The sequence below is a fragment of the Microbacterium imperiale genome (genome assembly GCF_017876655.1).
Taxonomy (GTDB): Bacteria; Actinomycetota; Actinomycetes; order Actinomycetales; family Microbacteriaceae; genus Microbacterium; species Microbacterium imperiale.
In genome coordinates, this window is the sequence record NZ_JAGIOK010000001.1 from 1,165,547 (window position 1) to 1,189,976 (window position 24,430).

The window sequence follows — 24,430 nt, forward strand, 5'->3', positions numbered from 1 at the left end:
CTTCAGTTAGGCTGAGGGTATGGAAACACTGCGCGGAATCGTCCTGGTCGTCCACCTCATCGGCTTCGCGGTGCTGTTCGGCGCCTGGGCAGTTGAAGCCCTCGGCGCCCGTCGCATCACCCGGATCATGAGCTGGGGTCTCCTCGTCGCGGGCGTCGCCGGCCTCGCCCTCGCCGCACCGTGGGGCACCGATCACGACCTGAACTACACGAAGATCGCCGTCAAGCTCATCGTGCTGCTGGTCATCGGGGCTCTGCTCGGCGTCGGGTCGGCCCGGCAGAAGCGCTCGCAGGCACTGCCCGCTGCGATCTTCTGGGTCATCGGAGCGGCGACCGTCGCGAACGTCGCCATCGCCGTCCTCTGGCGCTGACGGACACGCCACGCCGGTCCACCTCGCGCGGATGCCGCGGCTCGGAACATCGAGCCGCGGCATCCGCGCGTAGGATGGACGATCGTGCGTCGTCGACACCGCCGACGCCGCCGGTGAATCACCCGCGCAGGACGCCCGCCGCACCACCCCCGCCTCGGACGCCCGCCCACCGGCGCGCTCCCACGAGGGCGCTCCCCGTTTTCCCAGACAGGCACCCCTTCGCAATGTCATCCGCCACCGCGGCTCCCACCGCGCCCGCGAACCCCCGCTCCCGCGTCATCACCGCCAGCCTCGTCGGCACCACGATCGAGTTCTACGACTTCTACGTCTACGCGACCGCCGCGGTGCTGGTCTTCCCGATCCTCTTCTTCCCCAGCGACGACGACACCGCGTCGCTGCTGGCCTCGTTCGCCGTCTTCGGCGCGGCCATGATCGCCCGTCCCATCGGCGCCGTCGTGTTCGGCCACTTCGGCGACAAGTTCGGCCGCAAGGCGACCCTCGTCGCGTCGCTGCTGACGATGGGCATCGCGACCGTCCTCATCGGCTGCCTGCCCACCTTCAACGACATCGGCTGGTGGGCGGCCCTGCTGCTGCTCGTCCTCCGCCTCGCGCAGGGCTTCGCCCTCGGCGGCGAGTGGTCGGGGGCGGCCCTCGTGGCGACGGAGAATGCCCCCAAGGGCAAGCGCGCCTGGTACGGCACGTTCCCGCAGCTGGGCGCGCCGATCGGCTTCATCATCGCCAACTCGGTCTTCCTGGCGATTTACTTCGCCCTGCCGCACCCGGACGGCCCCGCCCAGCGCTCCGAGGAGTTCCTCGCCTGGGGCTGGCGTGTGCCGTTCCTGTTCTCGGCCGTCATGGTCATCGTCGGACTGTGGGTGCGCCTCAAGCTCGTCGAGTCCGAGACGTTCTCGAAGGCCGAGAAGACCGGTGCCATCCGCAAGTTCCCGCTCGGGTCGGTCATCCGCGGCCACTGGCGTGCGCTCATCCTCGGCACGTTCATCATGCTCGCCACGTACGTGCTGTTCTACCTGATGACGAGCTTCACCCTCGCCTACGGCACCAAGCCGACGTTCGAGGCCGCGCAGGCGACCGCCGAGGCGACGGGGGCTCCGTTCGACGCCGCCGCGTACGTGCCGGGCCTCGGGTTCGGCTTCACGGACTTCGTCATCATGCAGATCGTCGGTGTGATCTTCTTCGGCATCTTCACGCTGCTCTCGGGCCCCGTCGCCGACTCCATCGGCCGTCGCAAGCTCCTGCTGTGGGTCACGGGTGTCATCGCGGTCTTCGGCCTGCTGTTCGCCGTCTTCCTCTCGCCGCAGCTCGACCCGAAGTTCACCGGAGCGCTCGTGCAGGCCTTCCTGGTGCTGGGCTTCATGCTCATGGGTGCCACGTTCGGACCGATGGGCGCGCTGCTGCCCGAGCTGTTCCCGACGAACGTCCGCTACACCGGCTCGGCGATCTCGTACAACGTCGCCTCGATCCTCGGCGCCGCCGTGGCACCGAGCATCGCCACCACCCTCTGGGCGCTGGCGGGCGGCTCGACGTGGCTCGTCGGCGTGTATCTCACGGGCTCGGCCGTCCTGACCTTCGTCGCCCTGTGGCTGTCGAAGGAGACCAAGGACACCGAGTACGAGTCCAACTTCGGCGACGCGTCGCTCGCGCGCTGATCCCGACTCCTGACAAACGGATGCCGCGGGCCTTCGGGCTCGCGGCATCCGTCGTTGTCAAGCTCTCCCCACCCCCGAATGTGCGGTCTACTGTCTGATTCACATTCAGGTCAGGAGGCTGCCATGAGAAAAGTCACCGAGGCGGTGGTCGTCGAGTACGACGAGCCCGGAGGTCCCGAGGTCCTGCGTCTGGTGAAGCGACCGCTGCCGGAGCCCGGGCCCGGCGAGGTGACGGTCGAGGTCATCACGATGGGGCTCAACCACATCGACGGGTTCGTGCGATCCGGAGCCGAGAAGGAGTGGGACGATCCCTATCCGCGACGCTCGGGCAGCTGCTTCGCCGGCACCGTCGTCGCTGCAGGCCCGGGCACCGGTGGATTCCCCGTCGGCGCCGATGTCGTCGGTCACCTGCGGGCGGGCGCGCACGCGAGCCACGTCACGGTCGCGGTGGACCGACTGGTGCGCAAGCCTCGCGCCGTGACCTTCGAGACCGCGGGCGGGCTGTATCTCGCGGGCACCACGGCGCTCGACATCCTCGACGAGCTCAAGATCGGCGCCGACGACACCGTCGTCATCTCGGCGGCCGCCGGTGGCGTCGGCAGCATCGAGGCGCAGATCGCAATGCACCGCGGCGCCCGCGTCATCGGCACGTGCGGCGAGCGCAACTTCGACTATCTGCGCCAGCTCGGCGTCAAGCCGGTTCGCTACGGCGAGGGGATCGTCGAGCGCATCCGCGCACTCGCGCCCGGGGGCGTGACAGCGTTCATCGACAACTTCGGGCAGGACGGGCACGAAATAGCGGAGGCTCTCGGCGTGCCCGCGGGACGGTTCCGTTCGAGCGCCGACCGTCGTGATCGCGAGGTCGCGCTGCTCTCCGACAGCTCGGACGCCGTCGCCCACGGCACGACGCAGCTGCGAAAGGTCGTCGAGCTCGCCGAGAAGCGGGTCGTCTCGCCGCTCGTCTCGGGCTTCTACCCGCTCGCCGATGTCACCGAGGCGTACGACGACCTTCAGAAGCTGCATTCCCGGGGCAAGGTCGTGCTCGCCACGCACCCCGTGAACCCTCGGCGGATCCGCAAGGCCCGCGAGGTCATCGAGGCGTGACGCCGATCGCGCCCCGGCACGGTCAGTCGAGGAAGAGCGCCCGCAGCCGCTTGGTGGTGAAGACGAGACCGAGCGCGATCATCACGACGAAGTAGAGCACGTGCCAGAGCATCCCGGCGGAGAGGATGCCGGTCGTCAGGCCGCGGATGAGCTCGACACCGTGCCACAGCGGGAGCGCCTGGACGATGACCTGCACCCACTCGGGGTACACCGTGATGGGGTAGAACGTCGCCGAGAACAGAAACATCGGCAACAGGACGAAGTTGATCCAGTCCATGTGCTGGAACGTCTTCATGTAGCTCGTGACGGCCATGCCGACGCTCGCGAACCCGAAGGCGATGAGCAGCACGGCCGGGAGTGCGAGCACGGCGGTCCACGCGAGATTGAGGCCGAGCACCTGCATGATGATCATGAATCCCGTGGCGTAGACCAGGCCCCGCAGGAGGGCGTACAGGATCTCGCCGAGAGCGACGTCGAGCGGACCGAGCGACGTCGACAGCATCCCCTCATAGAGCTTGCCGTAGTTGAGCTTGAAGAAGACGTTCCACGTCGAGTCGTAGACCGCGCCGTTCATCGCCGAGACGGCCAGCAGCGCGGGGGCGATGTACGCCGCATACGGCACCTCGGCACCCGAGGACGTCTCGACCTCGCCGATGAGGGCGCCGAGCCCGATGCCGAGAGACGCGAGGTAGAACACGGGCTCGAAGAAGCCCGAGAGCACGACGATCCAGCTCGACGAGCGCGCCGCGATGAGACCGCGCTGCACGACCGCCCCCGGGTTGCCCGCCCACAGCGCCCGCACGCCGCCGCGCCGTCCGGCCGGTGCGCCCCGCTCGATCACGGCGCTCATTTCGCGAGCCTCTCGGTGAAGACGCGCCGGCCCCAGAGGTACCCGACGGCGGCGAGCGCGAGCAGGTAGAGCACGTGCACGGCGATCATCCCGGCACCGATGTCGGCTCCGTAGGTCGCCGCACGCCCCAGCTCGGCGCCGTGCCACAGCGGCGAGATCCACGCGATCCACTGCAGGCCGACCGGGAGGGTCTCCACGGGGTAGAACGTGCCCGAGAAGAGGAACATCGGCATGAAGATGAAGCGCTGCACGAGAGCGAACTGCCCCTTATCGTCCTGGATCGACCCGGCGTATGCCATGAGCGGGATGCCGAAGGCGACCCCGGCCGCAACGCCCGCGAGAACCGACAGCCACCCCGTGGCGGGATTCGGCACAGCCCCGAAGGGCAGGAGCCAGATGAAGAGGTAGTAGGCGGAGACGGCGACGATCATCCGCGCCGTGGCCCCGATGATGACGCCGTTCGCGATCTGGGGGCTCGACAGCGCCGACGCGTTGAATCCGTAGAAGTAGCGGCGCCACTTGAAGCCCGCCATCACCGGATAGGTCATCTCCTCGGAGGCCACGGCGATCGCCGCGGTCACCAGCAGCGCCGGCGCGACGAACGGCAGATAGCCGACCTCTTGCCCGTGAGAGGCGATCGGCGCGGTGATGAGGGCCGCGAGGCCGACCGCGAGCCCGAGCAGATACATGATCGGCTGCCCGACGGCGCCGACGACGATCGTCCAGCCGTAGGCGCGCATGGCGCGGATCATGTGCTCGGCGACGTACCAGGTGCCGTAGCGCCGGGGCCGGCGCCCGCCGGCGAGCGCCTCGGCGCGCAGCTCGTCGAGCGTGGGGTGTGCGGTTCGCGTGCTCATTCGATCAGCGACCGTCCGGTCAGGCGCAGGAAGACGTCTTCGAGGCTCGAGCGGCGCACGAGGCTCGTGAGCGGCGTAAGCCCCGCCGCGGACACGCGCTCGAGGGCCGCCTCGCCGTCGTGCGCGTAGACGAGGATGCGGTCGGGCAGCACCTCGACGCGATCACCGATGCCCCGGAGCTGCGCGGCCGCAGACTCGTTGCGGTCGGAGCCGAAGCGCACCTCGAGCACCTCGCGGCTCGAGTGCTCGCGGATGAGGGAGGCGGGCGTCCCCTCGGCCATGATGCGGCCCTTGTCGACCACGATGAGCCGATCGCACAGCTGCTCGGCCTCGTCCATGTAGTGCGTCGTGAGCACGAGCGTCGTGCCGCGCTCCTTGAGGCGGAACAGGCGGTCCCACAGCACGTGCCGGGCTTGGGGGTCGAGACCCGTCGTCGGCTCGTCGAGCAGGAGGATGCGCGGGTCGTTGATGAGGCCGCGGGCGATCGTGAGGCGCCGCTTCATGCCGCCCGAGAGCTGGTCGACCTTGTTCTTGGCCTTGTCTTCGAGCTGCGCGAACGCCAGCAGCTCGTCCGCCTTCTCGTGGCACACCTTGCCCGGCAGACCGAAGTAGCGCCCGTAGATGTAGAGGTTCTCGCGGGCGTTGAGCTCGCCGTCGAGGTTGTCCTGCTGCGGCACCACGCCCAGCCGGGACCGGATCTCGGGGCCGTAGCGGTCGGGATCGAGCCCGAGGATCTGCAGGTCGCCGTCCGTGCGGGTGGAGACGGCCCCGATCATCTTCATCGTCGTCGACTTGCCGGCGCCGTTGGGACCGAGCAGACCGAACGACTCACCGGGCGCCACCTCGAACGACAGGTCATCGACGGCGACGAAATCGGGCTTGCCCTTGACGGCGTACGTCTTGCGCAGCCCACGGGCGGAGATGACGGATTCTGGCACGCGACAACACTAGCGACGCCCGACGACGCCGGCCCCGGACTCCGGGGGCGGCAGAATCGGGGCATGGCCTCGATCCTCACCACCGCCGCCGACCTGCAGACCGCGCTCGCCGCAGGAAGCTACCCGGACGGCGGACCCGTCCGGGTGCTCGACGTCCGCTGGCGGCTCGACCGCCCCGACGGGCGGCCGGCTTTCCTCGCCGGTCACATCCCCGGAGCGCGCTACGCCGACCTCGACGCGCAGCTGGCCGAGCACGGCGACCCGGGCGCCGGGCGGCATCCGCTTCCCTCGCCCGAACGGCTGCAGGCCGCGGTGCGCGATTGGGGCATCGACGCGGGCGACACCGTCGTGGTCTACGACGACGTGAACAACCTCTCGAGCGCCCGGGCGTGGTGGGTGCTGCGGGATGCCGGAATCGCCGACGTCCGCGTCCTCGACGGCGCCCTCGCGGCGTGGATCGACGCCGGATTCGCGCTCGAGCAGGGCGAACCGGATGCCGCTCGTCCAGGGTCCGCGGTCGTCTCGCCCGGGACGCTGCCCGTGCTCGACATCGATGAGGTGCTCGACCACGCACGCACCGGGCTGCTGCTGGACGCGCGGGCGGGCGAGCGTTTCCGCGGTGAGGTCGAGGCGATCGACCCGCGCGCGGGCCACATCCCCGGCGCCGTCTCGGCGCCCACCACCGACAACCTGGATGAGACCGGACGGTTCCGTCGCGCCCAAGAACTGCGCGCCCGCTTCGCCGCCCTGGGCGCGGAGCCCGGCGGCGCCGTCGGGGTCTACTGCGGATCGGGCGTCACCGCGGCGCACGAGGCCGTCGCCCTCACCGTCGCGGGGTACGAGCCGGTGCTCTACCCGGGCTCGTGGAGTCAGTGGTCGCAGCATCCCGACCGGCCCCTCGCGACCGGCGCCTGACCGGGGCCGCATCGCGCCGCCGCCGGGCGACCCGCAGCGACGAAGTACGGTCGAGGGTGACACCATCGCCGAACCGAGGGGACCGCATGTCCGACACCCGCACGCGCTCGCGCGGACGCCGCCGCACCGAGGAAGGGCCGCGCGCGCGACTGTCGCAGCTGCTCCCCTACCTCTTCGAGCACAAGGGCGTCCTGGTCGCCGTCGCGGTGCTCAGCGTCATCGAGGCCGTCGCGACGCTCGGCCAGCCGCTCGTCGTCGGGCAGGTCATCGAGCGCGTGCAGGCCGGCGACACGCTCGGCATCCTCGTCTGGGCTCTCGTGATCCTCGTCGTGGTCTCGTCGGCCATCGGCGCGTTCCAGCACTACCTGCTGCAGCGCACCGGAACCGCTGTCGTGTTCTCGAGCCGCCGCCGACTCATCGCGCGGCTGCTGCGCCTGCCGATCTCGGAGTTCGACGCGCGGCGCACCGGCGACCTCGTCTCGCGCGTCGGCACCGACACGACGCTGCTGTACGCGGTGCTGACCCAGGGTCTGGCCGACTCGGTCGGCAACGCCCTCATCTTCGTCGGTGCCATCGTGGCGATGCTGTTCATCGACCCGCTGCTGCTGCTGCTGATCGTCGTCGTCATCGGCGCCTCGGTCGCGGTGGTGGTGGCCCTGAGCACCCGCATCCGGCGCGCGACCCGCGAACAGCAGGAGCGCGTGGGTGAGCTGGCCTCGGGCGTCGAGCGCGCGATCGGCTCGATCCGGACCATCCGCGCCGCCGGCGCCACCGAGCGCGAGGAGGCCGCGGTCGCGGGGTCTGCGCGCGACGCCTACGACGCCGGCGTGCGCGTCGCCCAGGCGTCTGCGCTGGTCGTGCCCGTCGCCGGCATCGCGCTGCAGCTGTCGTTGCTGGTCGTGCTGGGCGTCGGCGGCTACCGCGTCGCCGCGGGCGCCATCTCGATCGCGAGCCTCGTGACGTTCGTCATGTTCCTGTTCTTCCTCGTGCAGCCGCTCGCCTCGTTCCTCGGCGCCGTCACGTCGGTCAACCAGGCGCTGGGCGCACTCGGCCGCATCCAAGAGGTGCTCGACCTGCCGACGGAGGACGCGCTCGACACGGATGCCGCTGCAGCGGCGACCGATCCGGGTGACGCGGACATCGCGATCGAGTTCCGCGACGTGCACTTCCGCTACCCCGAGGCGGTCGTCGCCGCGCGCCGATCGGCGTCGGACGAGGCGCAGCGCACCCTCGCCGATGCCGGCGTGGACGCCGCGGTCGACGATCCCGCCGACGTGGCCGCCGACGGCGAGGTGTTGCGCGGCGTCAGCTTCCGCGTCCCGCGCGGCGCGCGCGTGGCCCTCGTGGGACCGTCGGGAGCCGGCAAGTCGACGACCCTCGCGCTCATCGAGCGCTTCTACGACGTCACCGGCGGCGCCGTGCTCGTCGGCGGCAGCGACATCCGATCGGTCCCCCGCGGCGACCTGCGCGCGCAGCTCGGCTATGTCGAGCAGGACGCCCCCACCCTCGCCGGCACGATCGCCGACAACCTGCGCCTCGCCTCTCCCGAGGCCACCGACGCGGACTGCGAGCGCGTGCTTCGCGCCGTCAACCTCGGCGAGGTGCTCGAGCGCAGCGAGCTGGGCCTGGAAGCCCCCGTCGGCGAGGCCGGCGTCATGCTGTCGGGGGGCGAGCGCCAGCGCCTCGCGATCGCCCGCGCCCTGCTGGCCGCGCCCCCGATCCTGCTGCTCGACGAGTCGACCTCGTCGCTCGACGGGTTGAACGAGCAGCGGATGCGCGAGGCGATCGATGCCGTCGCGACGGGTCGCACGCTCGTGGTGATCGCCCACCGCCTGTCGACGGTCGTCGACAGCGACGTCATCGTCGTGCTCGACCACGGCCGGGTCGTCGGCCAGGGCACGCACTCCGAGCTCGTGGCCACGGTCCCCCTCTACCGCGACCTCGCGAAGCACCAGCTGCTCGTCTGACCCCGGCCGTCCTGCCCGGCCACCCGCCGAGGACGCACCGTCCTCGGCGGGGAGAGTCTCAGCCGCGCCGGCCGAGCCGGTAGCGCAGCGCCTCGAGCTCCGCACGCAGCGCCGCAGGCAGGCGGTCGCCGAAGGTGTCGTAGAACTCCTCGGTGAGATCGGCCTCGCGCAGCCATGACTGCGGGTCGACCGCGAACAGCTCGTCGAGGTCGCGTTGCGGCACGTCGAGGCCGGTCAGGTCGAGCTCATCGGTGCGCGGCACCCGGCCGATCGGGGTGTCGATCGCCCCCGCCTCGCCGTTCAGCCGGCGGACGATCCAGTCGATGACGCGGGCGTTGTCGCCGAACCCGGGCCACAGGAACCGGCCGTCGGCGCCCTTGCGGAACCAGTTGACCTGGAACACCCGCGGCGCGCGGTCGAACCGGAGCTTCTGCCCCACCTTCAGCCAGTGGGCGAAGTAGTCACCCATGTTGTAGCCGCAGAACGGCAGCATCGCGAAGGGGTCGCGCCGGAGCTCGCCGACGGTTCCCTCGGCGGCCGCGGTCCGCTCCGACGAGATGTTCGACCCGATGAAGACGCCGTGCGTCCAGTCGGTCGCCTCGACCACGAGCGGGACATTGGTCGCACGCCGACCGCCGAAGAGGATGGCGTCGAGGGGCACGCCCTCGGCGGCATCCCAATCCGGCGCGATCTGCGGGCACTGGGCGGCGCGCACCGTGAACCGCGAGTTCGGGTGGGCGGCGGGCCGTCCCGACGCGGGCGTCCAGGGGTTGCCCTCCCAGTCGGTGAGCTCGGCCGGCGGCTGGTCGGTCAGCCCCTCCCACCACACGTCGCCGTCGGGACGCAGCGCGACGTTCGTGAAGATGGTGTTGCCCCACAGGGTCTCGACCGCGGTGACGTTGGTCGACTCGCCGGTTCCTGGCGCGACGCCGAAGAACCCCGCCTCGGGGTTGATCGCCCACAGCCGCCCGTCTTCGCCGGGACGCAGCCACGCGATGTCGTCGCCGAGGGTCTCGACCCGCCACCCGGGGATCGTCGGGCGCAGCATCGCGAGGTTCGTCTTGCCGCAGGCCGAGGGGAACGCCGCGGCCACGTGGTAGGCCCGCCCCTTCGGATCGATGACGCGGATGAGCAGCATGTGCTCGGCCAGCCACCCCTCGTCGCGGCCGATCACCGAGGCGATGCGCAGCGCGAAGCACTTCTTGGCGAGGATCGCGTTGCCGCCGTAGCCCGAGCCGAACGACCACACCTCGAGGGTGTCGGGGAAGTGCACGATGTACTTCTCGTCGTTGCACGGCCACGCCACGTCGGCCTCGCCCGGCTCGAGCGGCGCGCCCACGGAGTGGACGGTCTTGACCCACGGCTTGCCCGCCGCGATCTCGTCGAGCACCGCCGCGCCGACGCGGGTCATGATCCCGATGGATGCCACCGCGTACGCGCTGTCGGTGACCTGCACGCCGATGTGCGACAGCGGCCCGCCGACCGCCCCCATCGAGAACGGCACGACGTACATCGTCCGCCCCCGCATCGAGCCCGCGAACAGCGGCGTGATGGTCGCTCGGATGTCGTCGGGGTCGGCCCAGTTGTTGGTGGGACCGGCATCCGCTTCGTCACGCGAGGCGATGAAGGTGCGCGCCTCGGTGCGGGCGACGTCGCTGGGGTGGGACCGCGCGAGGTACGACCCGGGCCGCCACTCGGGGTTGAGCTTGATGAGCTTGCCCTCGTCGACCATCTGGCGCAGCAGCTCGTCGTTCTCGGCCGCCGAGCCGTCGACCCAGTGGACGCGGTCGGGCCGCGTGAGCGCGGCGATCTCGTCCACCCAGGCGGCGAGGTCGGCGAGCGCGCCGGTCGGCGCCGGGGGTGCACCGTGCGCGGTACGGGCGGAGCGGGCGGGGCGTGCGGGAGCACTGCTCGCAGGGGTGCGGCTGAACAGGTCGGCGATGGCCATGTCGGTCTCCTCCGTCGGCGGTGAGGCGGTTGCGTACTCCGATTTCAACGCACGAAACCGACCTCTTCTGGGCAGGTACGTCTTCAAGAACAGCGAATCTTTCCGTATGGTGAAGGAATGGCCGCATCCGGAATCGAACTGGCGACGTTGGGTCACCGCATCCGACACCACCGCCTCGCCCGCGGGTTCACGCTCGACGAACTCGGGGCGCGCGTGGGGGTGGCCGGCAGCCAGCTCAGCCTGATCGAGAACGGGCGGCGCGAGCCCAAGCTCTCGTTGCTGCAGGCGATCGCCTCGGCCACCGGCACCGACGTCGCCGATCTGCTCTCGTCCGAGCCGCCCAATCGTCGCGCCGCCCTCGAACTCGAGCTCGAGCGCGCGCAATCGAGCCCGGTCTTCCGGCGCCTCGGGATCGCGCCGGTGCGGGCGGGCAAGACGATGAGCGACGAGACGCTCGAGTCGATCCTCGGGCTGCACCGCGAGCTGCAGCGCCGTGAGCGCGAGGCCATCGCGACGCCCGAAGAGGCCCGCCGCGCCAACACCGAGCTGCGACTGCGGATGCGCGACGCCGACAACTACCTGCCCGAGATCGAGCGCCTCGCCGAGAAGCAGCTGAAGGCGGCGGGTCACACCTCGGGCGCCCTGACCCATCGGACGGTCAGCATCATGGCCGAGCAGCTCGGCTTCGAGCTGATCTACGTCGCGGACCTGCCGCACTCGGCCCGGTCGGTCATCGACCTCGAGAACGGCCGCATCTACCTTCCGCCCGCGTCGATCCCCGGCGGCCATGGCCTGCGATCCATGGCGTTGCAGGCCATGGCGCACCGGTTGCTCGGCCACACACCCCCCGGCGACTACGCCGACTTCCTGCAGCAGCGCCTCGAGATCAACTACTACGCCGCGTGCTGCCTCATGCCCGAGACCGCCTCGGTGGCGTTCCTCTCGCAGGCGAAGAAGGACCGGAACCTCGCCGTAGAGGACTTCCGCGACGCCTTCGGGGTCACGCACGAGGCCGCCGCCATGCGCATGACCAACCTCATGACGACGCACCTGGGCATCCCGCTGCACTTCCTGCGCGTCGACGGCGCGGGCGCGATCACCCGCGTCTACGAGAACGACGGACTTCCCCTGCCCATGGACGTCACCGGCAGCGTCGAGGGACAGATCGTGTGCCGCGCGTTCTCCGCGCGCTCGGCGTTCGAGGAGCAGAACCGCACCGTCGAGCACTACCAGTACACCGACACCCCCGGCGGCACCTTCTGGTGCTCGAGCCAGACCGGGACGACCGCCGAGGGCGAGTTCTCCATCACCGTCGGGGTCCCCTTCGACGACGCCCGGTGGTTCCGGGGGCGCGAGACCCAGAAGCGCGCGGTGTCGACCTGCCCGGACGAGGCGTGCTGCCGCCGCCCCGCCCCCGACCTGACCGCCCGATGGGAGGGCAAGGCCTGGCCGAGCGCGCGCGTGCACATGCAGATGTTCTCGCCACTTCCCCGCGGCGCCTTCCCGGGCGTCGACGACGGTGAGGTCTACGCCTTCCTCGACCGCCACGCCGCCGGGTGAGCCGGAGCGTGGCGCCGTAACTCCTCAGAGCCGCGCCGCCTGCGGGCCCGGGTCGGCGAGGTGGCGCGGGTCGGGCCGGGCGGCACTGCCGGAACTGAGGAGTTACGGCGCGGCGACCGCGCTCACCCTCGCGCGGCGACGGCTCAGGCGGTGAGGAACCGCGAGACGCGGGCGAGCGACGCCGCGACGTCGGATGCCGCGAGCCCCGGATCGGTCACGAGCACGGGCTCGGGCGGCAGATGGTGCCGACCGACGGCGACGGAGTGGCGCCAGATGCCGACGACCCGACCTCCGGCCACGAGGACCGGCGCGACCTGCCCGTTCAGCGTCGGACCGATGCGCGGCGCGAGGTCGACGCCGCAGACCTCCGTGCGGTCGGCGTACGAGAGGTAGTACTCGTCGAAGGGCGGCAGCGCGATGAGCGCACACTCGCTCCCCGGCGGCGGTCCCACCGCGGCATCGGGTGCCGCGAAGAGCCCGGGCTCGATCTCGGCCACGCGGCCGGCGGCCGCCTCGGCGGCCCGTCGCGAGATGCCGATGGGCAGGCCCGCCCACCAGCGGAAGTCCTCCACGCGCGCGGGGCCGTGCGAACGGACATAGCCCGCGAACATGTCGGCCAGCGGATCCGCGACGCCTCGCGCCGCCGGCAGCTCGTCGACCGCGACGAGGAACTGCTCGCGGGTGGGTCCACCGGTGCGCGGCACGACCGGACCGAACGCGAGCACGCCGCGCACCGCGAGCGCCGAGAGGATGTGGTTGCCGCGCGACCCGGCCGGGTCGATGCCCGCGTCCCGCAGAACCTCGGCGAACCCGTCGCGCGTCAGCCTGTTCCCACCGCGGAGCGCGGCGCGGGCGGCGCGCTCGGCCCGCGCCAGCACCGCGTCGTCAACGGCGAGCCCGCGCAGGATGCCGGCCGCCGCGCGCTGCTGCCGGTCCGCGGTGACCGCGAGCAGCGCGGGCAGGTCGACCGAGCGCACGATGTGCAGCGTGCCGCGCTGCGTCCACGAGCGCACGAGCGTGCCGTCCTCGAACGCCGCGTCGACCTCGCGCAGCACCGGCTCACCCGTGGTGCGCACGGACAGCGCCCAGCGACCGGCCCAGAACTCCTGAGCCTGCACCGCGAGCATGTGCCCGGCGGTGTCGGCCAGCGTGGACGCGGGCGCGCTGAGCAGGTGCGAGCGCATCCGCTGGGCTGCGAACTCCGGCGTCGACATGCCGCTCATCCTGCCGCATGGCGGGCGGTCGGCTCGCGGCATCCGCTGCACGTAATACAGGGACGCGCAACACGATCGTCGTGCGTCCCGGGGGAGAATGGATGCAGCCGCCGGTGACAGCACGCCGATGTGCGGCATCCGCACCCGGAGGTACCCGATGTCCCGCTCCCTCGTCCGCGCCGCCTCGGTCGGTGTCGCCGCCCTCGCGATCGTCCTCGCCGGCTGCTCGTCCTCGCCCGCACCCGCCGCCTCCGGCGACGCCGCCGGCGGGCCCGCCGCCGAGGATTACGTCACGCCGGGCAAGTTCACCATCGCCACCGGTGAGACCGCGTACGAGCCGTACTTCATCGACGACGACCCCGAGTCGGGCGAGGGCTTCGAGGCCGCCGTGGCATACGCCGTCGCCGAGAAGCTCGGGTTCGCGGCCGAGGACGTCGAGTGGGTCCGCACGAGCTTCGAGGGCGCGATCGCACCCGGACCGAAGAGCTTCGACGTCAACATCCAGCAGTACACGATCACCGACGAGCGCAAGCAGGGCGTCGACTTCTCGTCGCCGTACTACTCGGCGAGCCAGTCGATCGTCGCGCTGAAGGGCGGAGCCGCCGACGGCGTCGGCGACATCGCGGGTCTCGCCGACCTCACGATCGGCGCGATGGCGAACTCCACGAGCGCCCAGACCCTCGAGCAGGTCGCCCCCGACGCCGAGGAACGTCTGTACAACTCCAACGAGGATGCCGTCGCCGCCCTCGGCGCCGGCCAGATCGACGCGATCGTGCTCGACACCCCGACGGCCTACCTTGCGGTGAACTTCTACATCGAGAACTCGTTCTTCGTCGGTGAGCTGCCGAAGGCGGGCATCGAGGACGAGTGGGGCCTGCTCCTGGCGAAGGACTCGCCGCTGACCCCCGCCGTGACCGAAGCCGTCGACGAGCTGCGCGCCGACGGCACCCTGGCCGAGCTCGAGAAGGAGTGGCTGTCGGGACTGACGGAGGGCGTGACGCTCCTCCAGTGAGAGCGGGCTAGCGTCTATCCGTGACCACCTTCACTCCGAGCGCGCTCGAACTCGAGCGCCGCGCCTATCGGCGCGGCCGGGAACGCCGATCCGTGCTGATCGCGATCGCCTCGACGATCGCCTTCGCGGCCGTCGTCTGGGTCACCGTCATCAACACGAAGGGCTGGGCGACCGTCCAGCAGAGCTTCTTCGATCCCGAGGTCGCGCTGCAGGCGCTGCCCGAGGTGTGGAAGGGCTTCCTGGTCAACCTGCGCGTGCTCGCGTTCTCGGTGGTCACCGTCAGCGCGGCCGCCCTCGTGCTGGCGCTGCTACGCACCCTGCGCGGCCCGGTGTTCTTCCCGCTGCGGCTGCTGGCGGCCGCCTACACCGACCTCTTCCGCGGACTGCCGTTCGTCATCGTGCTGTACCTCGTGGGGTTCGGGCTGCCGACGATCCTCAACACCCGCATCGACCCCGTGCTGCTGGGTGTGCTCGCGATCACGCTCACCTATTCGGCCTATGTCGCCGAGGTCGTGCGCGCGGGCATCGAGTCGGTGCATCCGTCGCAGCGGCTCGCCGCGCGGGCGCTGGGGCTGAGCTACCCGCAGACCCTCCGTCGCGTGGTGCTGCCGCAGGCGCTGCGCAAGATGACACCCCCGCTCATGAACGACTTCATCTCGATGCAGAAGGATGTCGGACTCATCTCGATCCTCGCCGCGTTCGATGCGATCGCCGAGGCCAAGGGCGTCGTCGCGACGACCTACAACTTCACGCCCTACGTCGTGGCCGGCGTGCTCTTCGTGCTGCTCGCGATCCCGACGATCCGCCTGACGGACTGGTACACCGCGCGACTGCGTCGCCGCGAGCAGACGGGATCGATCCTGTGAGCGAGATGATCGCGGTCACCGATGTGCTGCGGGCCAGCGGCATCCGCAAGTCGTTCGGCGACAAAGAGGTGCTGCGCGGCGTCGACGTGTCGCTCGCGCGGCACGAGGTCGTCGCCCTGATCGGGGCGAGCGGGTCGGGCAAGTCGACGCTGCTGCGCTGCCTCGGGCTGCTCGAGCCCATCGACGACGGCCAGATCCTGCTCGCGGGCGACGACATCTCCGACCCCCGCGTGGACGCGAACGCCGTACGGGCGCGCCTGGGTGCGGTGTTCCAGAGCTACAACCTGTTCCCGCACCTGTCGGTGCTTGACAACGTGACCCTCGCCTCGCGGGTCGTGCACCGCGTCCCGCGGCGCGAGGCCGAGGCGCGGGCTCGCGAGCTGCTCGCGCGGATCGGACTGGCCGACAAGGCCGGCGAGCACCCCGACCGACTGTCGGGCGGGCAGCAGCAGCGCGCGGCCATCATCCGGGCGGTCGCGACCGATCCCGAGGTGCTGCTGCTCGACGAGATCACCTCGGCGCTCGATCCCGAGCTCGTCGGCGAGGTGCTCGAACTCGTCCGCGACCTCGCGGAGGGCGGCTCGACGATCCTGATGGCGACGCACGAGATGGCGTTCGCGAGGGATGTCGCCGACCGTGTCGTCTTCCTCGATCAGGGCACGATCGTCGAGGAGGGCCGGCCGTCCGAGGTCTTCGGCGCCCCGCGCGAGCCCCGCACCCGGGCCTTCCTGTCGCGCTTCCTCCCCTGAGCCCGGTTGCTCCCGTCGACTCGTCACGATGTGCGGGTCCGGCGCGACCGGCATCCGCGATTCCCGGCGAGTCGACGGGAGGAAGAGGGGGTCAGGCGGTCGCGCGCTCGGCGGCCTCGACGACGTTGGTCATCAGCAGGGCGACGGTCATCGGACCGACGCCGCCGGGGTTCGGGGAGAGGAAGCCGGCGACCTCGGCCACGTCGGGGGCGATGTCGCCGTAGACCTTCGACTTGCCGGTCTCGGGGTCGTTCTCGCGCGTGACGCCGACGTCGAGGACGGCCGCGCCCGGCTTGACGTCGGCGGCGGTCACGAGGTGCTTCACACCCGCGGCGCCCACGATGACGTCGGCCTCGCGCAGGTGCGCGCCGAGGTCGGCGGTGCCGGTGTGGGTGAGGGTCACGGTCGCGTTGATCTCGCGGCGGGTCAGCAGCAGTCCGATCGAGCGGCCGATCGTGACGCCGCGTCCGACGACGACGACGTTCTTGCCGGCGAGGTCGTACCCGTTGCGCTGCAGCAGCTCGATGACCGCGCGCGGCGTGCACGGCAGCGGCGTCGTGATGGGCTCGTTGACGTTGAGGACGAGACGGCCGAGGTTGACGGGGTGCAGGCCGTCGGCATCCTTCGCGGGGTCGATGCGCTCGAGGATGCGGTCGGTGTCGAGGTGCTTGGGCAGCGGCAACTGCACGATGTAGCCGTGGCACGTCGGGTCGGCGTTGAGGCGATCGATGACCTCTTCGACCTCGGCCTGCGTCGACTCGGCGGGCAGCTCGATCTGGATCGAGTTCATGCCGATCGCCTCGGACTCGCGGTGCTTCATCCCCACGTACAGCTGGGATGCCGGGTCGGCTCCGACCAGCACCGTCGCGATGCCCGGGGTCACCCCGCGGGCCGTCAGCGCGGCGACGCGCTCGGCCAGTTCGGTCTTGATCGCAGCGGCGGTGGCCCGCCCGTCGAGCTTCTGCGCGGTCATGTCGTTCTCCGTTCGAGGGGTCGCGGCCGCCCGGTCGCGGCCGCCGAGAACGTCCCGCCCACGCGAGCACGCACCGTTCGGGGTGCGTGCTCGCGGGAAGGATGCGCGCGCGGCGACCGGCGACGGCCGGGTTACTGCTGCAGGTCGGGGTACAGCGGGAAGGCGTCGGCGAGGGTCGCGACGCGGGCGCGCAGGGCCTCGAGGTCGGCGCCGGGCTGCAGCGCGAGCGCGATGATGTCGGCGACCTCGGTGAACTCGGCGTCGCCGAAGCCGCGCGTCGCGAGCGCGGGCGTACCGATGCGCAGACCCGAGGTGACCATCGGCGGGCGCGGGTCGTTGGGGACCGCGTTGCGGTTGACGGTGATGTGGATCTCGTGCAGCAGGTCTTCGGCCTGCTTGCCGTCCAGCTCGGCGTCGCGCAGGTCGACCAGCACGAGGTGCACGTCGGTGCCGCCCGAGCGCACGGCGATGCCGGCATCCGCGACATCCTGCTGCGTCAGACGCTCCGCGATGATCGACGCACCGCGCACGGTGCGCTCCTGGCGCTCCTTGAACTCCGGCGTCGCGGCGAGCTTGAACGCGGTCGCCTTCGCGGCGATGACGTGCATGAGCGGGCCGCCCTGCTGGCCGGGGAAGACCGCGGTGTTGATCTTTTTCGCCAGGTCGGCGTCGTTGGTCAGGATGATGCCCGAGCGCGGGCCGCCGATGGTCTTGTGCACCGTCGACGAGACGACGTGGGCGTGGGGCACCGGAGAGGGGTGCACGCCCGCGGCGACGAGTCCGGCGAAGTGCGCCATGTCGACCCAGAGGTACGCGCCGACCTCGTCGGCGATCGCGCGGAACGCGGCGAAGTCGAGCTGGCGCGGGTAGGCCGACCAGCCGGCGATGATGACCTTCGGCTTGTGCTCGAGGGCGAGGCGGCGCACCTCGTCCATGTCGATGAGCGAGGTCTCGGGGTCGACGCCGTAGGCGACGATGTCGTACAGCCGGCCCGAGAAGTTGATCTTCATGCCGTGGGTGAGGTGGCCGCCGTGGTCGAGCGAGAGACCGAGCAGCGTGTCGCCGGGGCGGGCGATCGCGTGCAGCACGGCGGCGTTAGCGGTTGCGCCCGAGTGGGGCTGAACATTCGCGAACTCGGAGCCGAACAGCGACTTCGCGCGCGAGATCGCCAGCTCCTCGGCGACGTCGACCTCTTCGCAGCCACCGTAGTAGCGGCGTCCGGGGTAGCCCTCGGCGTACTTGTTCGTGAGCACCGAGCCCTGCGACTGCAGCACCGAGACGGGCACGAAGTTCTCGGAGGCGATCATCTCGAGGTAGCCGCGCTGGCGGTCGAGCTCGCGCTCGAGCACCTGGGCGATCTCGGGGTCGACCTCCGCGAGCGGGGCGTTGAAGTACGAATCGGTCATGACGATCTCCAGACGACGGCTTTCGGGACGGATTTCACAAGCAGAGAAGATTCCACATCGGCCCAGGCGTGCGGTCGAATGCCGTGTCGGTCGCTCCCCGGTGGTGGCCCACCTCAACGCCAGTCGCGACGCGTCCGAGCATAACCGATGCCGCGCTGGTACGCTGGCCCGAATCGGTTTGTTAGGCCTCCTTACAGATGGGTACGCCATGACGTCGCTGCCGCTCGTGCCTCTGCCCGCCGCCGTCACGTCCGCCGACGGTCCGCCGTTCGCGCTCGACCGCGGCGTCCGCATCACCGGCGATGCCTCGGCTGCGGCTGTCCTGCACCGCCTCGTCGCCACCCGTACAGGCGTGCATCTCGGGCACGCCGACGACGCGGACGCATCGGATGCGGCCCGGATCGCGGTCACCGTCGACGGCGCCGGCCCCGCGGAGTCGTACCGGCTCGCGGTGCGCCACGACGGCATCGAGGTCCGCGGCGCCGACGCGGCGGGCCTCTTCTACGGCATCCAGACGCTCGGTCAGCTCATCACCGGCTCCGCCTCCGGCTGGACCGTGCCCGCGGTCGACATCGACGACGCTCCCCGGTTCGCCTACCGCGGTGTCATGCTCGACGTCGCCCGGCACTTCCACGACGTCGCGACGGTGACGGCGTTCCTCGAGCGCGCCGCGAGCCTGAAGTTCAACGTGCTGCATCTGCACCTGAGCGATGACCAGGCCTGGCGGCTCGAGCTGCACAGCCGCCCCGAGCTCACCGCGCGCACCGCCGCGGGCGCCGTCGGCGGCGACCCGGGCGGGTTGTACACACAGGCCGACTACCGCAGCATCATCGAGCACGCAGCCGCGCATCACATGACCGTGGTGCCGGAGTTCGACATGCCGGGGCATACCCACGCGGTCGGGATCGCGTACCCCGAGGTCGCGGCAGCCCCGGCGCTCGAGGGGTGGGATGCCGCCGGCGGCCCGACCCCCGTCGCCGGCGAGGCCTACACCGGGATCGGCGTCGGCTTCTCGTCGCTGCGCATCGGCGACGACGCGACGGATGCCTTCGTCGCGGACGTCTTCACCGAACTCGCGGCGCTGACCCCCGGCCCCTATCTGCACTTCGGCGGCGACGAGGCGCACGGCACTCCCCCGGCCGACTTCGCCGCATTCGTCGAGCGCACCTCGGCGCTGATCGCGAGCCTCGGCAAGACCCCGATCGCCTGGCACGAGGCCGGAGCCGCGGGCGATCTCGCACCCGGCACCGTCGGGCAGTACTGGAGCTTCGTCCGCCCCGCCGAGGGCGCGGCCGACAAGGCACGCGCGTTCGTGACCGCCGGCGGACGCGTCATCCTCTCCCCCGCCGATGCGGTGTATCTCGACATGAAGCCCGATGAGACCGCCGCGCTCGGCCTGACGTGGGCGAACGGACCGACGAGCCTGGAGCGCGCGTACCGCTGGGAGCCCGCCGACGTCGTCGAGGGCCTGTCGGAGGACGACATCCTCGGGGTCGAGGCACCGCTGTGGACCGAGACGGTGCGCACCCTCGACGACATCGACGCATTGACCTTCCCGCGCATCGCCGCGGCGGCCGAGGCGGCCTGGTCGCCGCCGACCGGCCGCGCGCCGGGTCGCACCTGGGAGTCGTTCCGCTCGCGGGTGGGCGGACTCGGCCCGCTGTGGACGACGCTCGACATCCGCTTCCCCGCATCTCCGGAGGTTTCGTGGACTCTGTGAACCACCTCGTGCACTCGGCACGACTCGTCGACGACGGCATCGAGACCGCGGATGCGTGGCTGCTCGTCCGCGACGGCCGTGTCGCTGCGCGCGGCACCGGCGATGGGTGGCGCGACCGTGTCGCCGAGGCGCACGAGGTCACGGATGCCGTCGCCGAGGCCGGTCCGCGCGCCGTCCTGACCCCCGGGTTCGTCGACATCCACGGGCACGGCGGCGGCGGTGCCGCGTACGACGACGGCGCGGAGGCGATCCGCGCCGCCCGCGCTCTGCATCGGGCGCACGGCACGACTCGCGCCGTGATCTCGCTCGTGACCGCCTCGCTCGACGACCTGGCCCGCCGCGTGTCGACGATCGCCGACCTGGCCGAGACGGATGCCGCTGTGCTCGGGTCGCATCTCGAGGGACCGTTCCTCGATCCCGGCCACCACGGCGCGCACGATCCCGGCCTCCTCGTCGCACCGGCGCCCGGCGCGGTCGACCGTCTGCTCGAGGCCGGGCGCGGCACCGTGCGGCAGGTGACCATCGCACCCGAGCTTCCCGGAGCGCTCGCGGCGATCGAGCAGATCACGGCGTCCGGTGCGGCGGCGGCGGTCGGCCACACCGACGCGGACGCCGATGTCACCCGCCGAGCCTTCGACGCGGGCGCGACGATCCTGACGCACGCATTCAATGCCATGCCCGGACTGCACCACCGCGCGCCCGGCCCCGTCGGGGCCGCCACCGGCGACCCGCGGGTGACGGTCGAGGTGATCGCCGACGGTGTGCACCTGCACCCCGACATCCTCCGCATCGTCTTCGCCGCCGCCCCCGGACGCGTCGCGCTCGTGACCGACGCCATGGCGGCGGCCGGATCCGCGGACGGCGAGTACCTGCTCGGCGCGCTCCGCGTCCGGGTCGAGAACACCGTCGCCCGACTGGCCGACGGCACGATCGCCGGCTCGACCCTGACCCAGGATGCCGCCCTGCGCACGGCGATCGCCGCGGGCGTCGCGCTGCCCGAGGCCGTCCGCGCGCTCACCTCGACCCCCGCCTGCGCGATCGGCCGTCCCGACCTCGGATCGCTTCGCCCCGGCGCCCCCGCCGACGCCGTGCTGCTGGATGACGCGCTGCAGGTGCGCCGGGTCTGGACCGGCCGGGTCTGAGGCCGCCGGCGCGGCATCCGCGGGCGCCTAGAATTGCAGGCATGTCCGATCTGCCGAACGTGCGTCCCGCTCAGCCCGAAGCGCCGCAGCAGGCGCCCGGCACGCGGCCCGCGCTGTCGCCGATCGAGCTGCTCGCCTTCGCGTGCCAGCTGTTCGCGTTCGCGACCTTCGCGATCTGGGGCTTCGCCGCCTGGGACTTCCCCGGCAACATCGTCGCGGGGATCGCCGCGCCGGTCGCCGCGGTCCTGCTGTGGGCGCTGTTCGTGTCGCCCCGGGCCGTCTTCGTCGTGCACCCCTTCGTGCGGGCGCTCGTCGAGCTGTTCGTGTACGCCTCGGCGACCATCGCCTGGTGGAGTATGGGCCACGCGTGGATCGGGCTCGTCTTCGGCGTCGTCGCGGTGACCTTCGGTCTGCTCTCCGGACGCCGCCGCCTGGCATGACCGCTCCCGACGTCGTCGCCCGCCTCGTCGCCGAGCTCGGCGATCGCGTCGACGTGTCGGATGCCGCTCTCGCCGGTGCCCGGGCCGACAAGTCGGGCCACGCGGCATCCGGGTCGCCCCTCGCCGTTGTCACGGCCCGCTCGGTGGCAGATGTCCAGACGACGATGCGCATCGCGTCCGAGACCGGCACGCCGGTCGTCCCCCGCGGAGCCGGCACGGGTCTGGCCGGCGGCGCCAACACGGGCGCCGGTGAGATCGCGCTGTCGCTGCGCGCGATGGACCGGGTCGTCGAGGTGCGTCCCGACGACCTGATCGCGGTCGTGGAGCCCGGCATCCTCAACGCCGACCTCAACGCCGCCCTCGCTCCGCTCGGCCTGTGGTGGGCGCCCGATCCCGCCAGCCGCGAGATCTCGACCGTCGGCGGCAACATCGCCACGGGGGCCGGCGGTCTGCTGTGCGCGAAGTACGGGGTGGTGCGCGACGCGGTTCTCGGTGTCGACCTGGTGCTCGCGGACGGCCGCCTGCTGCGCCTAGGTCATCGCACCGTCAAGGGCGTGACGGGCCTCGACCTGACGTCTCTCGTCATCGGCTCGGAGGGCATCCTCGGCGTCGTCGTGGGCGCGACCCTCAAGCTGCGCCGGCTGATCCCGGGTGAGGCCCGCACGATCGCCGCCACCTTCGGCGACGTCCGTTCCGCCGCCGTCGCCGCCTCCGCGGTGACCGCCGCGGGCGTGCAGCCGGCGATCATGGAGCTGATGGACGCGACATCGCTCGCGGCCGCACACCGGTTGCTCGGACTGCCCGCTCCCACCCCGGGAGCGGCTCAGCTGACGGTGCAGACCGACGGTCCCGCGGCCCACGCGGAGGCCGAGGCGATCGTCGCCGTCCTCGCCGGGGCCGGTGGCACGGTCCGCCTCGCCGCCGACGACGCCGAGGCGCAGCAGCTGTGGACGGTGCGCCGGTCGATGCACCCGGCGATGGAGACGCTCGGGACGACGCTCATCGAAGACGTGTCGGTGCCGCGCAGCGCCCTGCCGGCCATGTTCGACGAGATCGCGCGCATCGAACAGCGCTTCGGCCTGACGATCCCCACCGTCTGCCACGCCGGCGACGGCAACCTGCACCCGAACTTCGTCTTCTCCGGCACCGAGGTGCCCGATGTCGTGTGGGATGCCGCCGAGGATCTGTTCCAGTCGGCGCTCCGCCTCGGCGGCACCCTGACGGGCGAGCACGGCGTCGGTGTGCTCAAGCGCCGGTGGCTGGCCGACGAACTGGGCGCGGACCAGTGGGAGCTGCAGCGACAGATCGCCCGCGTCTTCGACCCCGCCGGCATCCTCAACCCGGGAAAGGTGTTCACCCCGTGACCGGGACGGCCGGACCACGGGTCGTGCACGTCAGTGCGGCGGTCGTCACCGACGGCGCGGGACGCACGCTGCTCGTTCGCAAACGCGGCACCGAGCGGTTCATGGCTCCCGGCGGCAAGCCCGAGCCGGGCGAGACCGCGGCGCAGGCTCTCGCCCGCGAGCTGCACGAGGAGCTGGGCGCCGAGGTCGCGGCATCCGAGCTGGTCTACCTGGGTCGCTTCGAGTCCGAGGCGGCGAACGAACCGGGTTTTCGGGTCGTGGCGGAGGCGTTCGCCGTTCGCCTCGATCCCGAGCGGGTCGCCGCGGCGGCCGAGATCGCCGAAGCCCGCTGGCTCACGGCCGACGAGGCCGGGCAGCTGCCCCTCGCCCCGCTCAGCACCGAGCACCTGCTCCCCCTCACCTGGCGCTGACGCAGTCGTTCGGCCGGTCGTGTCGGCGGCTCGGCTCAGCCCGCCGCGGCTCGGCGTGTGACGAGGTCGTGCGGCACGGCATCCGGGGTCAGCGCGGCGCCGAGGGCGCCGACGGCGACACCCTGCGGTACGAGCACGACGCGGCCCGCGAGCCGCAGCGACCGCAGGAACGGCGAGGCCGCCGCCGATGCGGCGAGCGCGGTGCGCACGGGCTCGAGCAACCGGTCGCCGAGTCCCGCGACGCCGCCGCCGAGCACGACGGCGTCGACATCGGTGGTCAGGACGAGCAGCTGCACGGCGCCCGCGACCCCGCGCACGAGGTCGGCCCGCAGCTCGGCGGCCCGCACATCACCGCCGTCGGCCGCATCGAAGACGTCCCGCACGGGCAGGTCGGCCGGGCGACCCCACCGCTGCGCGACGGCGCCCCCGCCGGCGAGCGCCTCGATGCAGCCGCGCTGGCCGCACCGGCACGCCGGCCCCGCCGGGTCGATCGAGACGTGGCCGATCTCGCCCGCAGCACCGCGGGTGCCGCGTCGGGGCCCGGTCGCGTCGACGATCCCGGCGGCGATCCCGGTGCCCAGGTTGAGGTACGCGAGCGACTCGAGCCCCGGCAGCAGGGCGCGTGCGCCGACCGCCGCGCAGCGGACGTCGTTGTCGACGGCGGGACGGATGCCGGTGCGCCCGGCGACCGCGGCGGCGAGATCGCTCCGCTCGATCCCCAGGTTCAGCGCGTGCTCGACGACCCCGCTGCCCGGCACGATCTGGCCCGGGACGCCGATTCCGACGCTGACGCTGCCGGCCGGGACCGCGAGCTCGTCGATGACCGCCGCGATCCCGTCGGCGACGGCATCCGCGCCCCAGCCGGTCGGGCGCCGGACGCTCGCGGTCTCGCGTCCCGTCTCGTCGACCGCCACACCCAGGATCTTGGTGCCGCCCACGTCGACGCCGATGCGCAGCG

22 protein-coding genes and 1 riboswitch are annotated in these 24,430 nt (G+C 71.8%); of the genes, 14 read left to right on the forward strand and 8 right to left on the reverse strand.

Translation table 11 applies throughout. The features are described from left to right. Positions 1 to 19 precede the first annotated feature (19 nt). From JOF37_RS05790 to JOF37_RS05800, 3 genes are all read left to right on the forward strand, one after another. Positions 20 to 370: a Fe-S protein gene (locus JOF37_RS05790; protein WP_210005967.1), complete on the forward strand. Its 351-nt coding sequence runs from the start codon at positions 20 to 22 to the stop codon at positions 368 to 370. A gap of 224 nt (positions 371 to 594) precedes the next feature. Continuing rightward, entirely contained in the window at positions 595 to 2,037 is a 1,443-nt protein-coding gene (locus tag JOF37_RS05795) for an MFS transporter (protein ID WP_210005969.1), read from the forward strand. A gap of 123 nt (positions 2,038 to 2,160) precedes the next feature. Next, positions 2,161 to 3,141 carry an NADP-dependent oxidoreductase gene (locus JOF37_RS05800; protein ID WP_245338106.1) on the forward strand — a complete coding sequence of 327 codons (981 nt, stop codon included), beginning with the start codon at positions 2,161 to 2,163 and terminating at the stop codon, positions 3,139 to 3,141. Between the two features lie 22 nt (positions 3,142 to 3,163). Here JOF37_RS05800 and JOF37_RS05805 read toward each other — a convergent pair whose 3' ends face one another. Genes JOF37_RS05805 through JOF37_RS05815 form a run of 3 tightly spaced genes read right to left on the reverse strand, consistent with a single transcriptional unit; the run spans position 3,164 to position 5,786 of the window. Further along, entirely contained in the window at positions 3,164 to 3,991 is an 828-nt protein-coding gene (locus tag JOF37_RS05805; protein ID WP_210005973.1) for an ABC transporter permease, read from the reverse strand. Continuing rightward, complete coding sequence (locus tag JOF37_RS05810) at positions 3,988 to 4,848, reverse strand: ABC transporter permease (RefSeq protein ID WP_210005975.1); 861 nt, start codon at positions 4,846 to 4,848, stop codon at positions 3,988 to 3,990. The genes JOF37_RS05805 and JOF37_RS05810 overlap by 4 nt, the downstream gene beginning before the upstream one ends. After that, a complete protein-coding gene (locus JOF37_RS05815; RefSeq protein ID WP_210005978.1) occupies positions 4,845 to 5,786 on the reverse strand; it encodes an ABC transporter ATP-binding protein in 942 nt (313 codons plus the stop codon). The genes JOF37_RS05810 and JOF37_RS05815 overlap by 4 nt, the downstream gene beginning before the upstream one ends. 63 nt (positions 5,787 to 5,849) lie before the next feature. Between JOF37_RS05815 and JOF37_RS05820 the strand changes: the two genes are divergently transcribed. Together JOF37_RS05820 and JOF37_RS05825 are read left to right on the forward strand one after the other, a co-directional pair. Next, a complete protein-coding gene (locus tag JOF37_RS05820; RefSeq protein ID WP_210005979.1) occupies positions 5,850 to 6,701 on the forward strand; it encodes a sulfurtransferase in 852 nt (283 codons plus the stop codon). A gap of 86 nt (positions 6,702 to 6,787) precedes the next feature. Then, positions 6,788 to 8,668 (forward strand): ABC transporter ATP-binding protein, encoded by a 1,881-nt coding sequence (locus JOF37_RS05825; RefSeq protein ID WP_210005982.1) that lies wholly within the window; start codon positions 6,788 to 6,790, stop codon positions 8,666 to 8,668. Positions 8,669 to 8,726: 58 nt separating this feature from the next. On the opposite strand, the gene JOF37_RS05830 is transcribed toward JOF37_RS05825, so the two are convergent. Next, complete coding sequence (locus JOF37_RS05830) at positions 8,727 to 10,616, reverse strand: phosphoenolpyruvate carboxykinase (GTP) (RefSeq protein ID WP_210005983.1); 1,890 nt, start codon at positions 10,614 to 10,616, stop codon at positions 8,727 to 8,729. A gap of 117 nt (positions 10,617 to 10,733) precedes the next feature. Between JOF37_RS05830 and JOF37_RS05835 the strand changes: the two genes are divergently transcribed. Beyond that, on the forward strand, positions 10,734 to 12,176 hold the full coding sequence (locus JOF37_RS05835; RefSeq protein ID WP_210005985.1) for an XRE family transcriptional regulator: 1,443 nt from the start codon (positions 10,734 to 10,736) through the stop codon (positions 12,174 to 12,176). Positions 12,177 to 12,319: 143 nt separating this feature from the next. On the opposite strand, the gene JOF37_RS05840 is transcribed toward JOF37_RS05835, so the two are convergent. Then, a complete protein-coding gene (locus JOF37_RS05840) occupies positions 12,320 to 13,390 on the reverse strand; it encodes a DNA glycosylase AlkZ-like family protein (RefSeq protein ID WP_210005986.1) in 1,071 nt (356 codons plus the stop codon). A 157-nt stretch (positions 13,391 to 13,547) separates the two neighbouring features. Here JOF37_RS05840 and JOF37_RS05845 point away from each other — a divergent pair, with 157 nt between their 5' ends. Genes JOF37_RS05845 through JOF37_RS05855 form a run of 3 tightly spaced genes read left to right on the forward strand, consistent with a single transcriptional unit; the run spans position 13,548 to position 16,017 of the window. After that, complete coding sequence (locus tag JOF37_RS05845; RefSeq protein WP_210005987.1) at positions 13,548 to 14,402, forward strand: ABC transporter substrate-binding protein; 855 nt, start codon at positions 13,548 to 13,550, stop codon at positions 14,400 to 14,402. A gap of 20 nt (positions 14,403 to 14,422) precedes the next feature. Then, positions 14,423 to 15,268, forward strand: a complete 846-nt coding sequence (locus JOF37_RS05850; RefSeq protein WP_210005990.1) for an amino acid ABC transporter permease — start codon at positions 14,423 to 14,425, stop codon at positions 15,266 to 15,268. A gap of 5 nt (positions 15,269 to 15,273) precedes the next feature. Beyond that, entirely contained in the window at positions 15,274 to 16,017 is a 744-nt protein-coding gene (locus tag JOF37_RS05855; RefSeq protein ID WP_210007692.1) for an amino acid ABC transporter ATP-binding protein, read from the forward strand. A 91-nt stretch (positions 16,018 to 16,108) separates the two neighbouring features. On the opposite strand, the gene JOF37_RS05860 is transcribed toward JOF37_RS05855, so the two are convergent. Together JOF37_RS05860 and glyA are read right to left on the reverse strand one after the other, a co-directional pair. Beyond that, complete coding sequence (locus tag JOF37_RS05860) at positions 16,109 to 16,990, reverse strand: bifunctional methylenetetrahydrofolate dehydrogenase/methenyltetrahydrofolate cyclohydrolase (protein WP_210005991.1); 882 nt, start codon at positions 16,988 to 16,990, stop codon at positions 16,109 to 16,111. Between the two features lie 131 nt (positions 16,991 to 17,121). Next, positions 17,122 to 18,396, reverse strand: a complete 1,275-nt coding sequence (glyA, locus tag JOF37_RS05865; protein WP_210005992.1) for a serine hydroxymethyltransferase — start codon at positions 18,394 to 18,396, stop codon at positions 17,122 to 17,124. 53 nt (positions 18,397 to 18,449) lie between these two features. Beyond that, a riboswitch (ZMP/ZTP riboswitch) is annotated at positions 18,450 to 18,533 on the reverse strand. Positions 18,534 to 18,604: 71 nt separating this feature from the next. On the opposite strand from glyA, the gene JOF37_RS05870 reads away from it, so the two are divergent. The 5 genes from JOF37_RS05870 to JOF37_RS05890 are packed head-to-tail and all read left to right on the forward strand — an operon-like array spanning position 18,605 to position 23,472. Then, positions 18,605 to 20,116 (forward strand): beta-N-acetylhexosaminidase, encoded by a 1,512-nt coding sequence (locus tag JOF37_RS05870; protein WP_210005993.1) that lies wholly within the window; start codon positions 18,605 to 18,607, stop codon positions 20,114 to 20,116. Next, a complete protein-coding gene (locus tag JOF37_RS05875) occupies positions 20,104 to 21,258 on the forward strand; it encodes an N-acetylglucosamine-6-phosphate deacetylase (protein ID WP_210005994.1) in 1,155 nt (384 codons plus the stop codon). Before JOF37_RS05870 ends, JOF37_RS05875 begins: the two co-directional genes overlap by 13 nt. Before the next feature lie 41 nt (positions 21,259 to 21,299). Then, positions 21,300 to 21,698, forward strand: a complete 399-nt coding sequence (locus JOF37_RS05880) for a YrdB family protein (RefSeq protein WP_210005995.1) — start codon at positions 21,300 to 21,302, stop codon at positions 21,696 to 21,698. Then, complete coding sequence (locus JOF37_RS05885; protein ID WP_210005996.1) at positions 21,695 to 23,062, forward strand: FAD-binding oxidoreductase; 1,368 nt, start codon at positions 21,695 to 21,697, stop codon at positions 23,060 to 23,062. The genes JOF37_RS05880 and JOF37_RS05885 overlap by 4 nt, the downstream gene beginning before the upstream one ends. After that, positions 23,059 to 23,472 carry an NUDIX hydrolase gene (locus JOF37_RS05890; RefSeq protein WP_210005997.1) on the forward strand — a complete coding sequence of 138 codons (414 nt, stop codon included), beginning with the start codon at positions 23,059 to 23,061 and terminating at the stop codon, positions 23,470 to 23,472. Before JOF37_RS05885 ends, JOF37_RS05890 begins: the two co-directional genes overlap by 4 nt. Positions 23,473 to 23,507: 35 nt before the next feature. On the opposite strand, the gene JOF37_RS05895 is transcribed toward JOF37_RS05890, so the two are convergent. Continuing rightward, positions 23,508 to 24,428 carry an ROK family protein gene (locus JOF37_RS05895; protein ID WP_210007693.1) on the reverse strand — a complete coding sequence of 307 codons (921 nt, stop codon included), beginning with the start codon at positions 24,426 to 24,428 and terminating at the stop codon, positions 23,508 to 23,510. Between the last annotated feature and the right edge of the window lie 2 nt (positions 24,429 to 24,430).